General features: G+C 63.4%; 13 protein-coding genes. All 13 read left to right on the forward strand.

The window, feature by feature from the left end; all coding sequences use genetic code 11:
- Positions 1–214 precede the first annotated feature (214 nt).
- The 13 genes from mnmG (at position 215) to atpD (ending at position 13,117) form a co-directional block, all read left to right on the forward strand.
- Positions 215–2,185, forward strand: a complete 1,971-nt coding sequence (gene mnmG, locus ACFIMZ_RS00545) for a tRNA uridine-5-carboxymethylaminomethyl(34) synthesis enzyme MnmG (RefSeq protein WP_431820954.1) — start codon at positions 215–217, stop codon at positions 2,183–2,185.
- A complete protein-coding gene (gene rsmG / locus ACFIMZ_RS00550; RefSeq protein WP_431820955.1) occupies positions 2,182–2,868 on the forward strand; it encodes a 16S rRNA (guanine(527)-N(7))-methyltransferase RsmG in 687 nt (228 codons plus the stop codon). Before mnmG ends, rsmG begins: the two co-directional genes overlap by 4 nt.
- Positions 2,869–2,919: 51 nt before the next feature.
- Positions 2,920–3,696, forward strand: coding sequence for a ParA family protein (locus ACFIMZ_RS00555; protein WP_010093111.1), 777 nt, complete (start codon positions 2,920–2,922; stop codon positions 3,694–3,696).
- A gap of 31 nt (positions 3,697–3,727) precedes the next feature.
- Positions 3,728–4,621: a ParB/RepB/Spo0J family partition protein gene (locus ACFIMZ_RS00560; protein ID WP_059998682.1), complete on the forward strand. Its 894-nt coding sequence runs from the start codon at positions 3,728–3,730 to the stop codon at positions 4,619–4,621.
- Between the two features lie 13 nt (positions 4,622–4,634).
- A complete protein-coding gene (locus ACFIMZ_RS00565; protein WP_431820956.1) occupies positions 4,635–5,765 on the forward strand; it encodes an SLC13 family permease in 1,131 nt (376 codons plus the stop codon).
- Between the two features lie 379 nt (positions 5,766–6,144).
- Positions 6,145–6,672, forward strand: a complete 528-nt coding sequence (locus tag ACFIMZ_RS00570; protein ID WP_431820957.1) for an ATP synthase subunit I — start codon at positions 6,145–6,147, stop codon at positions 6,670–6,672.
- A gap of 110 nt (positions 6,673–6,782) precedes the next feature.
- On the forward strand, positions 6,783–7,634 hold the full coding sequence (gene atpB / locus ACFIMZ_RS00575) for a F0F1 ATP synthase subunit A (RefSeq protein ID WP_431820958.1): 852 nt from the start codon (positions 6,783–6,785) through the stop codon (positions 7,632–7,634).
- A 76-nt stretch (positions 7,635–7,710) separates the two neighbouring features.
- The gene (gene atpE, locus ACFIMZ_RS00580; protein WP_084906312.1) at positions 7,711–7,977 is read left to right on the forward strand and encodes a F0F1 ATP synthase subunit C; all 267 of its coding nucleotides are present in this window, start codon (positions 7,711–7,713) and stop codon (positions 7,975–7,977) included.
- A 131-nt stretch (positions 7,978–8,108) separates the two neighbouring features.
- Positions 8,109–8,579, forward strand: coding sequence for a F0F1 ATP synthase subunit B (locus tag ACFIMZ_RS00585; protein ID WP_010093101.1), 471 nt, complete (start codon positions 8,109–8,111; stop codon positions 8,577–8,579).
- A 2-nt stretch (positions 8,580–8,581) separates the two neighbouring features.
- On the forward strand, positions 8,582–9,121 hold the full coding sequence (locus ACFIMZ_RS00590) for a F0F1 ATP synthase subunit delta (RefSeq protein ID WP_042586703.1): 540 nt from the start codon (positions 8,582–8,584) through the stop codon (positions 9,119–9,121).
- Positions 9,122–9,165: 44 nt separating this feature from the next.
- The gene (atpA, locus tag ACFIMZ_RS00595) at positions 9,166–10,707 is read left to right on the forward strand and encodes a F0F1 ATP synthase subunit alpha (protein WP_010093097.1); all 1,542 of its coding nucleotides are present in this window, start codon (positions 9,166–9,168) and stop codon (positions 10,705–10,707) included.
- Positions 10,708–10,777: 70 nt separating this feature from the next.
- On the forward strand, positions 10,778–11,653 hold the full coding sequence (gene atpG, locus ACFIMZ_RS00600; RefSeq protein ID WP_174960591.1) for a F0F1 ATP synthase subunit gamma: 876 nt from the start codon (positions 10,778–10,780) through the stop codon (positions 11,651–11,653).
- 69 nt (positions 11,654–11,722) lie between these two features.
- Positions 11,723–13,117, forward strand: a complete 1,395-nt coding sequence (gene atpD / locus ACFIMZ_RS00605; RefSeq protein WP_076481926.1) for a F0F1 ATP synthase subunit beta — start codon at positions 11,723–11,725, stop codon at positions 13,115–13,117.
- Positions 13,118–13,149: the final 32 nt, after the last annotated feature.

The raw sequence follows: 13,149 nt of genomic DNA on the forward strand, positions 1-13,149 counted from the left end.
CATGTCCGCACAGTGCCAACGGTGTGCAGAACACGCTTGGACGGGCCACTGGGCCGGCCGGACGGCACAGATTCGCCGATCGACCAGGGGGAAACCCGCGAAATGAACGGACCCTACCATTCGGACGGCCTTCGGGTGAAAAGCGAACCCGCTATAATTCGGCCCATACATTTCTCAGATAGGTTCGTGCGCAGTCCTGCGTGCGGAATCCACCATGCTTTTTCCCACAGAATTTGACGTCATCGTCGTCGGTGGCGGTCATGCCGGCACGGAAGCCGCGCTTGCGTCCGCCCGCATGGGCGTGAAGACGCTGCTGCTGACGCACAACATCGAAACGCTTGGGCAGATGAGCTGCAATCCGTCGATCGGCGGCATTGGCAAGGGGCATCTGGTCAAGGAAGTCGACGCGCTGGGCGGCGCCATGGCTGCCGCGACGGACGAGAGCGGCATCCAGTTCCGGATCCTCAATTCGTCGAAGGGGCCGGCTGTGCGTGCGACGCGTGCACAGGCCGACCGCATCCTGTACAAGGCCGCGATTCGTCACCGCCTCGAGAACCAGCCCAATCTGTGGCTGTTCCAGCAGGCAGTCGATGACCTGATGGTCGAAGGGGACCGCGTGGTGGGGGCCGTGACGCAGATCGGCATCCGTTTCCGCGCCCGCGCGGTGGTGCTGACCGCCGGGACTTTCCTCGACGGCAAGATCCACGTCGGCCTGAACAACTACACGGGCGGCCGTGCCGGCGATCCGGCGGCCGTGACGCTGTCATCGCGCCTGAAGGAACTGAAGCTGCCGCAAGGGCGGCTGAAGACCGGTACGCCGCCACGCATCGACGGCCGCACGATCGACTTTTCGAAGCTGGAAGTGCAGCCGGGTGATCTGGACCCGATTCCGGTGTTCTCGTTCCTGGGCCGCGCGGAGCAGCATCCGCAGCAGATGCCATGCTGGGTCACGCATACGAACGAGCGCACGCACGACATCATTCGCGGCGGTCTCGATCGTTCGCCGATGTATACGGGCGTGATCGAAGGCGTCGGGCCACGCTACTGCCCGTCGATCGAGGACAAGATTCACCGTTTTGCATCCAAGGAATCGCATCAGATCTTCCTGGAGCCGGAAGGGCTGACGACCAACGAGTTCTACCCGAACGGGATCTCGACGAGCCTGCCGTTCGACGTCCAGCTCGAGCTCGTGCACTCGATGCACGGCCTCGAACAGGCCCACATCCTGCGCCCGGGCTACGCGATCGAGTACGACTACTTCGATCCGCGCGCGCTGAAGGCATCGCTTGAAACCAAGGCGATCAACGGGCTGTTCTTTGCGGGCCAGATCAACGGGACGACGGGTTACGAGGAAGCGGCGGCTCAAGGGCTGCTGGCCGGCGTCAACGCGGGTCTGTACGTGCAGGAGAAGGACGCATGGTGCCCGCGTCGCGACCAGGCATATCTGGGCGTGCTGGTCGACGATCTGGTGACGCGTGGTGTCGCCGAGCCGTACCGGATGTTCACGAGCCGGGCCGAGTACCGTCTGAGCCTGCGTGAAGACAATGCGGACATGCGTCTGACCGAGATCGGCCGCGAACTGGGCCTCGTGGACGACGTGCGCTGGGATGCGTTCTGCCGGAAGCGCGACGCTGTTTCACGTGAAACCGAGCGCCTGAAATCGACATGGGTCACGCCGAAGACGCTGCCGGCCGACGAAGCCACAGCACTGCTCGGCAAGGCAATCGACCACGAATACAGCCTCGCCGAACTGCTGCGCCGCCCGGGCGTCAGTTACGACGGCGTGTGCGGCCTGAAGGGCGGCGAATGCGGCCCGGCGGAGCCGTTGACCGACGATCCGGTGCTGCTCGAGCAGATCAAGGAGCAGGTCGAGATCGGCATCAAATATCAGGGCTATATCGAGCGTCAGGCGAACGAGATCGAGCGCAACGACGCAAACGAAAACACCCGCCTGCCGGAAGGCATCGACTACCGCGAAGTACGCGGCCTGTCGTTCGAAGTGAGTCAGAAGCTGAATCAGTTCCGACCGGAAACGATCGGCCAGGCGTCGCGCATTTCGGGCGTCACGCCGGCGGCGATCTCGCTGCTGATGGTGCACCTGAAGCGCCGTGGCCTGGGTCGCCGCAACGGCAATGCCGCCGACGCAGTGGAGCAGGGGGACGGCAGCGTCCCGACGCAACAATGACGGCGCGTCGCGCGCCGGCGGTTAATCGGGATGACCTGGAGAGGATGCTCGTCGAGGGCGCGAACGCACTCGGCGTCGCGCTGACGGATGCGCAGCGGAACCAGCTGCTCGACTATGTCGCGCTGCTCGGGAAGTGGAACGCGGTCTATAACCTGACCGCGATTCGCGATCCGCGGCAGATGCTGATTCAGCACATCCTCGATTCGCTTTCGATCGTGCCTCATCTGCGTGGCCGCGCGTCGGCGCGCGTGCTCGACGTCGGGTCGGGCGGCGGGCTGCCGGGCATCGTACTGGCGATCGTGCTGCCGGACTGGCAGATCACGCTGAACGATATCGTCCAGAAGAAGTCTGCATTCCAGACGCAAACCCGGGCCGAGCTGAAACTTGCGAACCTGTCGGTCGTGACCGGGCGCGTGGAAACGCTGCAGCCGGGCGTCGAAGTGCCGGAAAAATTCGACGTAATCGTATCGCGCGCTTTCGCGGATCTCTCCGACTTCGTTAAACTTGCTCGACATCTGGTCGCGCCTGGCGGATCGATCTGGGCGATGAAGGGCGTGCACCCGGATGACGAGATTGCACGGCTGCCCGACGGCAGCCACGTGAAGCAGACCATTCGGCTGGCGGTGCCGATGCTCGATGCCGAACGGCATCTGATCGAAGTCGCCGTCGACGAGGCGAATTGACGGCGCGCTGTCGGCGCGCCGATTGTTTGAAGTTAGAAGGACACACGAACGATGGCAAAGATCTTCTGCGTTGCGAACCAGAAGGGGGGCGTCGGCAAGACGACGACAACGGTCAATCTCGCCGCGAGCCTTGCAGCGCAGGAGCAACGTGTCCTGCTGATCGATCTCGACCCGCAAGGCAACGCGACGATGGGTAGCGGGATCGACAAGGCGGGCGTCGAGTCGACCGTGTACGAGGTGCTGGTCGACGGCGTCACGGTTGCCGATGCGCGTGTGCGCCCCGAAGCGGTGACGTACGACGTGCTGCCGGCGAACCGCGAGCTGTCCGGCGCTGAAATCGAGCTGATCGGCATCGACAATCGTGAGCGCCGGTTGAAGGCGGCGCTCGAGCGCGTGGCTGACGATTACGATTTCGTGCTGATCGATTGCCCGCCGACGCTGTCGCTGCTGACGCTGAACGGCCTGTGCGCGGCGCACGGCGTCGTGATTCCGATGCAGTGCGAGTACTTCGCACTCGAGGGCCTGTCGGATCTCGTCAACACGATCAAGCAGGTGCACGCGAACATGAACCGCGACCTGAAGATCATCGGCTTGCTGCGGGTGATGTTCGATCCGCGCATCACATTGCAGCAGCAGGTTTCCGACCAACTGAAGGCGCACTTCGGCGACAAGGTGTTCGACGTGGTGATTCCGCGCAACGTTCGCCTCGCGGAAGCGCCGAGTTACGGGTTGCCGGGCGTCGTGTTCGACCGCGGCTCGCGCGGTGCGCAAGCCTATCTCCAGTTCGGCGCCGAAATGATCGAGCGCGTGCGCGCATTCGATGCGTGATCCGGACATGAGCGAAGCGAGGAAGAAAGACATGAACGCGGTGCCGAAGAAGAAAGGGTTGGGTCGTGGCCTCGAAGCGCTGCTCGGCGGCAGTGCCGACATCACCGAAGCGGTGAAGATCGAGGGCGCGCCGAACACGCTCGCGCTTGCGAAGCTGCAGGCCGGCAAGTACCAGCCGCGGACGCGAATGGACGAGGGCAGCCTGCAGGAACTGGCGGCGAGTATCCGTGCGCAGGGCGTGATGCAGCCGATCCTGGTTCGCCCCATTTCGTCAGACAAATACGAGATCATCGCGGGCGAGCGGCGTTTTCGTGCCGCGCGTCTCGCCGGCCTCGAAGAGGTGCCGGTGCTCGTGAAGGACGTATCCGATCAAGCCGCCGCCGCGATGGCGCTGATCGAGAACATCCAGCGCGAAGACCTGAATCCGCTGGAAGAGGCGCACGGCATCCAGCGCTTGCTCGACGAATTCCACTTCACGCACGAGCAGGCCGCCGAATCGGTCGGCCGTTCGCGCAGCGCGGTGTCGAACCTGCTGCGCCTGCTGAATCTCGCGGCGCCGGTACAGACGATGCTGCTCGCCGGCGATCTCGACATGGGCCATGCGCGCGCGCTGCTGGCGGTCGATGCGGCGACGCAGATCACGCTCGCGCACCAGGTCGTGAACAAGCGCATGTCGGTGCGCGAGACCGAGAAGCTCGTCACGCAGACGACGAAGGAAGCGCCTGCCGTGAAGGCGCGCGCGAAGGACGACGGTGGCCGCGACACGCGCCGTCTCGAAGAGGAGTTGTCCGACCTGCTGGCGTCGACGGTGAAGATCAAGCTCGGCCGGCGCGGGCGAGGGCAGGTGACGATCGATTTCGGCAACCTCGATGCGCTCGAGGGCATCCTCGCGCGTTTGCGCGGCAACGTGACGGCGGACGAGTAACGGAACGTCGCCGATGGACAACGGGGGCGCATCGGCGCCGCGCCGGTGGCTGGGCTGGCTCGCGCAGGAGCCGGTGCTGTCCGTGCTGGCCGCCGGCTTCATCCTGCTGCAATGGATGCATCCGCAACCATTCGGAGTGCTGTTCGATCGCGTCGACTGGCAGACGGTCGCGACGCTTGCCGGCCTGCTGATGCTGACGAAGGCGCTCGAGCTGTCCGGGTGCCTGATGTGGCTGGCCCATCGCATCGTGCATCACGTGCATTCCGAGCGCGCGCTCGCGATGCTGCTCGTCGGGTTCTCCGCCGCGCTCGCGATGTGGCTCACCAACGACGTCGCGCTGTTCGTCGTCGTGCCGTTGATGGTGTCGCTGCGCGCATTGACGCCGCTGCCGTTCCGGCGGCTCGTGATCATCGTCGCGCTGGCCGTCAACGCGGGGTCGATCGCGACGCCGCTCGGCAATCCGCAGAATCTGTTCCTGTGGCAGTTGAGCGGTGTGTCGTTCGGCCGCTTCGTGCTCACGCTCGGGCCGCTTGCGATTGCGTTGATGATCCTGCTGCTCGCGGTGACTGCTTGTGCGTTTCGTGCGAAGCCGCTCGACCTGTCCGCCGATGTCGTCGCGTTGCCGGTGCAGCGCATGCAGGCACTCGTCGCGGCGGCCCTGTTCGCCGCGTTCGTGCTGCTTGCCGATGCGCATCATGCGCTGCATGGCCTGGTCGCCGTTGCCGTCGTGCTGGCGGTCGTGCGGCGCGACGCGGTATTGAGAATCGACTGGCTGCTGCTGCTGATATTCGTGCTGATGTTCGTCGTGCTGCGTACCGCGGCTGAGCTGCCCGCGATACACGACGCGATCGCGCATGCGCGTCTCGACACACCGCTGCGCGTGTTCGCGGCCGGCGCGATGTTGTCGCAAGGGATCAGCAACGTGCCTGCCGCGATCCTGCTGTCGGAGTTCACGCGGGACTGGCGCGCGCTTGCGTTCGGGGTATCCGTCGGCGGCTTTGGCGTCGCGATCGGCTCGCTCGCGAACCTGATTGCGGTGCGGCTCGCGAAGGAGCCGCGCATGTGGCTGCCGTTTCACCTCGTGTCGATTCCGTTTGCGATCGCAAGCGCTGTGCTCGGCGGATGGCTGCTCGTTCACGGATGAGTCGCGCAACACGATCTCGATGCTGTGACACATCGAAAGCAGGGCGTCCACAGCGACTCATCCACAGCGATTCATCCACAGCGATTCATCCGCAGTGGCCCACCAACCGCGCCATACGCCATCGTCTGCCCATCCGGTTCGCGACCTTCCTCGCACACGAAATACTGTTCAAAAAATTGTCCTTACAACTGTCATCGTACCTCGTGGATTCACGCGTTTTTCACATCATGAGGCGACGTTTTACGCAGGTTTTTGTCGCGTCTAAAGCCTTGAATCACCTGCAACTATCGCTTACAATCGCCCGGATTTGTTAGCTAGGCGCCCCTGAAAGCTTTCGGAAAGCTTGGGGCCGGGTTCAGGGATTTTGCGGAAGACTGCGATGGCGGGTCAGGCGCCGAAAAATGGGCACGATGATCACCGCGCGCAACGCACCGCTTCAGCGGCCGGCGAGCGGCGCGAATCCTCCGGCGACGACTGGGACGCCGAGCTGCAAGATGACAACATCGTTCCGCTCACGCGGGCAGAAGCCGAGAAGCTGTTCGGCCCGAACGTGAGTCGGCCCTCGCGTATCACCCCCTACAAGGTGGTGGTCGCGCAAGTGGCCTTGTCCCTGGTTGCAACGCTGGCGTGGTGGCTGTTTTCGAAGTCGCCGGGCGCCGCTGCGCAATCCGCGTTTCTGGGCGGAGCGATCGGCTGGGTGCCGAGTGCGTTGTTCGTGGCACGACTGAAGGCAGGTGGCTCGGCCACCGTGATGAGCTGGGTGGCAGGCGAAGCCCTCAAGCTCGGCGTGACGATCGGGATGTTCGCCGCAGTGGCGTTCGGCTATCCGGGCGTGCACTGGGTGCCGCTCCTCGTCACGTACCTCGTCGTGTTGAAGACGTACTGGATCGCACTGGCCTGGCGGTAAGGAACAAGCAGCGCGCGGTTTCGACTCGAAAACGCGCCGGCCCGTTCCCGCAATAGCGTATTGCGGAATCGGGCAAAACGATTTTCGACAATTTGGGTGGCATTAACGATATGGCAGCTAGCGAAGGCACGCGCGGTCCGGATCCGTCCGAGTACATTGCGCACCACTTGCAGAATTTCTCCACCTCGCATCAGACGTCGATTTTCGACATCCATGTCTGGAATCTCGACACGCTGTTCTGGTCGATCGTGTGTGGCGTCGTCACCATCCTCGTGCTGCGACTGGCTGCCCGCAAGGCGACGTCCGGCGTGCCGGGCCGCTTCCAGTGCGCGATCGAGATGCTCGTCGAGATGGTCGAAGACCAGTCGAAGGCGATCGTCCACGGCAACCGCGCGTTCATCGCTCCGCTCGCACTGACCGTGTTCGTATGGGTCGCGCTGATGAACTCCCTCGACTTCCTCCCGGTCGACCTGCCGGGCCGCGTGATCGGCCTGCTCGGTCTGTCGGACGTCATTTCCCACCATCGCATCGTCCCGACGGCCGACCTGAACGGCACGCTCGGCATCGCGCTCGGCGTGTTCGTCCTGATGATCTACTACAGCATCAAGATCAAGGGCGCGGGCGGCTTTGCGCATGAGCTGCTGTCGGCGCCGTTCGGCGGCCACCCGCTGCTGTGGATCCCGAACCTCGCGCTCAACATCGTCGAATACGTTGCAAAGACCGTCTCGCTCGGCATGCGGCTGTTCGGCAACATGTACGCGGGTGAGCTGTTGTTCCTGTTGATCGCCCTGCTCGGCAGCATGTGGAGCTTCGGCGGCGACGCATCGTTCCTCGGTTTCATTGGTCACGTGATCGCGGGCAGCGTCTGGGCAATCTTCCACATCCTGATTGTTCTGTTGCAGGCATTCATTTTCATGATGCTGACGCTGGTGTATCTCGGCCAGGCGCACGACAAGCACTAAGCGCGTCGAGCAAACAAGAGTCTTCGTTTTAGTTTTTTTAAATCTCAGTTCCAAGTCTTTTCACAAAGGAGTGATCATGCAAGCTTACATCGCCAACATCCAGGGTCTGACCGCCATCGGTATCGGCATCATCATCGGCCTGGGTGCGATCGGCGCCTGTATCGGTATCGCGCTGATGGGTGGCAAGTACATCGAAGCCTGCGCACGTCAGCCGGAACTCATCAACCCGCTGCAAACGAAGATGTTCCTGCTGGCTGGTCTGATCGACGCGGCGTTCCTGATCGGTGTTGGTGTCGCCATGCTGTTCGCATTCGCGAACCCGCTCCTGTCGAAGCTCGCCTAAGGTTCCTCGGAAACATGCGCCCGGCGCAAGCCGGCGCAGGGCGGAACGGAGACTTGGGGCGCTGATCGAATGCAACTCGATGAGCGCCTTCCCGTTTCATTTTTCCCCGGAATAGCAGATAAGGAAACACCGTGAATCTCAACGCAACTCTGTTTGCGCAAATGGTCGTGTTCCTGGTCCTCGCGTGGTTCACGATGAAGTTCGTGTGGCCGCCGTTGATCAACGCCCTTGACGAGCGCGCGAAGAAGATCGCCGACGGCCTCGCCGCCGCGGAAAAGGGCAAGGCGGAACTCGACGCAGCGCACAAGCGCGTGGACCAGGAACTCGCGCAGGCCCGCAATGACGGCCAGCAGCGCATCGCCGACGCTGAAAAGCGTGCCCAGGCGGTCGCCGAGGAAATCAAGGCCAATGCCCAGGCTGAAGCCGCCCGCATCGTCGCTCAGGCGAAAGCGGAAGCAGAACAGCAAATCGTGAAGGCGCGCGAAGCGCTGCGTGGCGAAGTCGCTACGCTGGCCGTGAAGGGCGCCGAGCAGATCCTGAAGCGCGAAGTCGATCAAACGGCCCACGCCCAACTGCTGAATCAACTGAAAGCCGAGCTCTGATCATGGCCGAACTTGCAACCATCGCCCGCCCTTACGCAGAAGCGCTGTTCCGCGTGGCCGAGGGAGGTGACATCGCCGCCTGGTCCACGCTCGTGCAAGAGCTGGCCCAGGTTGCGCATCTGCCCGAAGTGCTCTCCGTGGCGTCGAATCCGAAGGTGACCCGCGCGCAAGTGGCCGAGCTGCTGCTTGCCGCGGCGAAGTCGCCGCTCGCGACGTCCGCCGAGGCGAAGAACTTCGTGCAGATGCTGGTCGACAATCATCGCATCGCGCTGCTGCCGGAAATCGCCGTGCAGTTCGACGCGCTCAAGAACGAGCGCGAAGGCGCCGCAGACGCAACGATCGTCAGCGCATTCCCGCTGAACGGTACGGACCTTGAAGGTCTCGTCGCGAGCCTCGAGCGCAAGTTCAAGCGCAAGCTGAAGCCGACGGTCGAAGTCGATTCGTCGCTGATCGGCGGCGTGCGCGTGACGGTCGGCGACGAAGTGCTCGACTCTTCGGTTCGCGCGCGCCTTGCTTCGATGCAGGCTGCCTTGACCGCCTGAGCGCCACGCCGGCACGCAACAGAATTGACTATCAGGAGCGAATAATGCAACTCAATCCCTCTGAGATCAGCGAGCTGATCAAGAGCCGGATCCAGGGCCTTGAAGCGAGCGCGGACGTTCGCAACCAGGGCACCGTGATCTCCGTGACCGACGGTATCGTGCGCATCCACGGCCTGTCGGACGTGATGCAGGGCGAAATGCTCGAGTTCCCGGGCAACACGTTCGGCCTCGCGCTGAACCTCGAGCGCGACTCGGTCGGCGCGGTGATTCTCGGCGAATACGAACACATCTCGGAAGGCGACATCGTCAAGACGACGGGCCGCATTCTCGAAGTCCCGGTCGGTCCGGAACTCGTCGGCCGCGTGGTCGACGCACTGGGCAACCCGATCGACGGCAAGGGCCCGGTCAACGCGAAGCTGACCGACGCGATCGAAAAGATCGCCCCGGGCGTGATCTGGCGCAAGTCGGTGTCGCAGCCGGTGCAGACCGGCCTGAAGTCGATCGACTCGATGGTGCCGATCGGCCGTGGCCAGCGTGAGCTGATCATCGGCGACCGTCAGTGCGGCAAGACCGCGGTGGCGCTCGACACGATCATCAACCAGAAGGGCAAGGACCTGATCTGTATCTACGTCGCGATCGGCCAGAAGGCTTCGTCGATCATGAACGTGGTTCGCAAGCTGGAAGAAACCGGCGCGATGGAATACACGATCGTCGTCGCCGCTTCGGCATCGGATTCCGCCGCGATGCAGTACCTCGCACCGTACGCGGGCTGCACGATGGGCGAATACTTCCGCGATCGCGGCCAAGACGCGCTGATCATCTATGACGACTTGACCAAGCAAGCCTGGGCATACCGTCAGATCTCGCTGCTGCTGCGCCGCCCGCCGGGCCGTGAAGCGTACCCGGGCGACGTGTTCTATCTGCACTCGCGTCTGCTCGAGCGCGCGGCTCGCGTGTCGGAAGAGTACGTCGAGAAGTTCACGAACGGCGAAGTGAAGGGCAAGAGCGGCTCGCTGACGGCACTGCCGGTCATCGAAACGCAGGCGGGCGACGTGACCGCGTTCGTTCCGACGAACGTGATCTCGATCACCGACGGCCAGATCTTCCTGGAAACCGACCTGTTCAACGCGGGCATCCGTCCGGCAATCAACGCCGGCGTGTCGGTGTCGCGAGTCGGTGGCGCCGCGCAGACGAAGGTCGTGAAGAAGCTGTCGGGCGGTATCCGTACCGACCTCGCGCAGTACCGTGAACTCGCAGCGTTCGCGCAGTTCGCGTCGGACCTCGACGAAGCGACCCGCAAGCAGCTCGAGCGCGGCCGCCGCGTGACGGAACTGCTGAAGCAGCCGCAGTACCAGCCGCTGCAGGTGTGGGAACTGGCCGTGTCGCTGTACGCCGCGAACAACGGCTACTTCGACGACCTCGACGTCAAGCAAGTGCTGCCGTTCGAGAAGGGCCTGCGCGAATTCCTGAAGACCAGCCACGCTGACCTCATCAAGCGCATCGAAGACACCAAGGACCTCTCGAAGGACGACGAAGGCGCGCTGCGCGCGGCGATCGAATCCTTCAAGAAGTCGGGTGCCTATTGATCCGCGCGTGAACACTGAAGCCGCGCGGGCCGCTTGACGCGCCCGCGCCGCTTCGGTCAAGGAGCAAGCTATGGCTGGAATGAAGGAAATTCGCGGCAAGATCAAGAGCGTGCAGAACACGCGCAAGATCACGAAGGCGATGGAGATGGTGGCCGCATCGAAGATGCGCCGCGCGCAGGAACGCATGCGCGCCGCTCGTCCGTATGCGGACAAGGTCCGTGCCATCGCCGCGCACATGAGCCGCGCGAACCCGGAGTACCGCCACCCGTTCATGGTGGCGAACGAAGGCGCGAAGACGGCCGGCATTATCCTCGTCACGACGGACAAGGGTCTGTGCGGCGGTCTGAACACCAACGTGCTGCGCGCGACGGTGCAGAAGTTCAAGGAGCTGGAAGAGAAGGGCCAGAAGGTCGAAGCCACCGCGATCGGTAGCAAGGGCCTCGGGTTCCTGAACCGCTTCGGCGCGAAGGTGATGTCGCAGGTCGTGCACCTCGGCGACACCCCGCACCTCGACAAGCTGATCGGCGCGGTGAAGACGCAGCTCGACCTGTACTCGGAAGGCAAGCTGTCGGCCGTTTATCTCGCGTACACGCGCTTCGTCAACACGATGAAGCAGGAAGCGGTGATCGAGCAGCTGCTGCCGCTGTCGTCGGAGCACTTCGAGGCGAATGACGGCACGCCGGCCACGTCGTGGGACTACATCTACGAGCCGGATGCGCAGGCTGTCGTCGACGAGCTGCTGGTGCGCTACGTCGAGGCGCTGGTGTACCAGGCCGTCGCGGAAAACATGGCGTCGGAGCAATCGGCGCGGATGGTCGCGATGAAGGCTGCGTCGGACAACGCGAAGACCGTGATCAGCGAGCTGCAGCTGGTGTACAACAAGAGCCGTCAGGCCGCGATCACGAAGGAACTGTCGGAGATCGTCGGCGGCGCCGCAGCTGTTTAAGCGCGAGCCCCGAACGTCCGAAACTGCGCCTTTGCGCGAGTAAAGAATCAGGTATTTAAAGGAAAAGCGATGAGTACTGCTGCTTTGGTAGAAGGCAAGATCGTACAGTGCATCGGCGCCGTTATCGACGTGGAATTCCCGCGCGAAAGCATGCCGAAGATCTACGACGCGCTCATTCTGGAAGGCTCGGAACTGACGCTCGAAGTCCAGCAGCAGCTGGGCGACGGCGTGGTCCGCACCATCTGTCTGGGTGCATCCGACGGCCTGCGCCGCGGTCTGACGGTGAAGAACACGAGCAAGCCGATCTCGGTGCCGGTCGGCAAGCCGACCCTCGGCCGGATCATGGACGTGCTCGGCCGTCCGATCGACGAGGCTGGCCCGATCGTGAGCGAGCACACCCGCTCGATCCACCAGAAGGCGCCGGCGTTCGACGAACTGTCGCCGTCGACCGAACTGCTCGAAACGGGCATCAAGGTCATCGACCTGATCTGCCCGTTCGCAAAGGGCGGCAAGGTCGGTCTGTTCGGCGGTGCGGGCGTGGGCAAGACCGTCAACATGATGGAGCTCATCAACAACATCGCGAAGGAGCACGGCGGTTACTCCGTGTTCGCGGGCGTGGGCGAGCGTACCCGTGAAGGGAACGACTTCTACCACGAAATGAAGGACTCGAACGTTCTCGACAAGGTCGCGCTGGTGTACGGCCAGATGAACGAGCCGCCGGGCAACCGTCTGCGCGTCGCGCTGACCGGCCTGACGATGGCCGAGCACTTCCGTGACGAAGGCCTCGACGTGCTGTTCTTCGTCGACAACATCTACCGTTTCACGCTGGCCGGTACCGAAGTGTCGGCACTGCTCGGCCGTATGCCGTCGGCAGTGGGCTATCAGCCGACGCTGGCTGAAGAAATGGGCAAGCTGCAAGAGCGCATCACGTCGACCAAGAAGGGCTCGATTACGTCGGTCCAGGCCGTGTACGTCCCTGCGGATGACTTGACCGACCCGTCGCCGGCAACCACCTTCGGCCACCTGGACGCAACCGTCGTTCTGTCGCGTGACATCGCTTCGCTGGGTATCTACCCGGCGGTCGACCCGCTCGACTCGACGTCGCGCCAGATCGACCCGAACGTGATCGGTGAAGAGCACTACTCGATCACCCGTCGCGTTCAGCAGACGCTGCAGCGCTACAAGGAACTGCGCGACATCATCGCGATTCTGGGCATGGACGAACTGTCGCCGGAAGACAAGCTGTCGGTCGCGCGCGCACGTAAGATCCAGCGTTTCCTGTCGCAGCCGTTCCACGTCGCTGAAGTGTTCACGGGCTCGCCGGGCAAGTACGTGCCGCTGAAGGAAACGATCCGCGGCTTCAAGATGATCGTCGACGGCGAGTGCGATCACCTGCCGGAACAGGCGTTCTACATGGTCGGCACGATCGACGAAGCCTTCGAGAAGGCCAAGAAGATCCAGTAAAGGTCTGAGTGGTAGCACGCTGGCGCGATCCG

This window comes from Burkholderia sp. F1 (genome assembly GCF_050813845.1).
Classification (GTDB): Bacteria; Pseudomonadota; Gammaproteobacteria; order Burkholderiales; family Burkholderiaceae; genus Burkholderia; species Burkholderia ubonensis.

Excerpts from the sequence above, each read along its gene's own strand:
- ACFIMZ_RS00590 (WP_042586703.1), top strand. The coding sequence starts at position 8,582 with ATGGCCGAACTTGCAACCATCGCCCGCCCTTACGCAGAAGCGCTGTTC.
- ACFIMZ_RS00560 (WP_059998682.1), top strand. The coding sequence starts at position 3,728 with ATGAACGCGGTGCCGAAGAAGAAAGGGTTGGGTCGTGGCCTCGAAGCG.
- ACFIMZ_RS00570 (WP_431820957.1), top strand. The coding sequence starts at position 6,145 with ATGGCGGGTCAGGCGCCGAAAAATGGGCACGATGATCACCGCGCGCAA.
- atpB (WP_431820958.1), top strand. The coding sequence starts at position 6,783 with ATGGCAGCTAGCGAAGGCACGCGCGGTCCGGATCCGTCCGAGTACATT.
- ACFIMZ_RS00555 (WP_010093111.1), top strand. The coding sequence starts at position 2,920 with ATGGCAAAGATCTTCTGCGTTGCGAACCAGAAGGGGGGCGTCGGCAAG.
- atpD (WP_076481926.1), top strand. The coding sequence starts at position 11,723 with ATGAGTACTGCTGCTTTGGTAGAAGGCAAGATCGTACAGTGCATCGGC.
- rsmG (WP_431820955.1), top strand. The coding sequence starts at position 2,182 with ATGACGGCGCGTCGCGCGCCGGCGGTTAATCGGGATGACCTGGAGAGG.
- atpA (WP_010093097.1), top strand. The coding sequence starts at position 9,166 with ATGCAACTCAATCCCTCTGAGATCAGCGAGCTGATCAAGAGCCGGATC.
- atpG (WP_174960591.1), top strand. The coding sequence starts at position 10,778 with ATGGCTGGAATGAAGGAAATTCGCGGCAAGATCAAGAGCGTGCAGAAC.
- ACFIMZ_RS00565 (WP_431820956.1), top strand. The coding sequence starts at position 4,635 with ATGGACAACGGGGGCGCATCGGCGCCGCGCCGGTGGCTGGGCTGGCTC.
- atpE (WP_084906312.1), top strand. The coding sequence starts at position 7,711 with ATGCAAGCTTACATCGCCAACATCCAGGGTCTGACCGCCATCGGTATC.
- mnmG (WP_431820954.1), top strand. The coding sequence starts at position 215 with ATGCTTTTTCCCACAGAATTTGACGTCATCGTCGTCGGTGGCGGTCAT.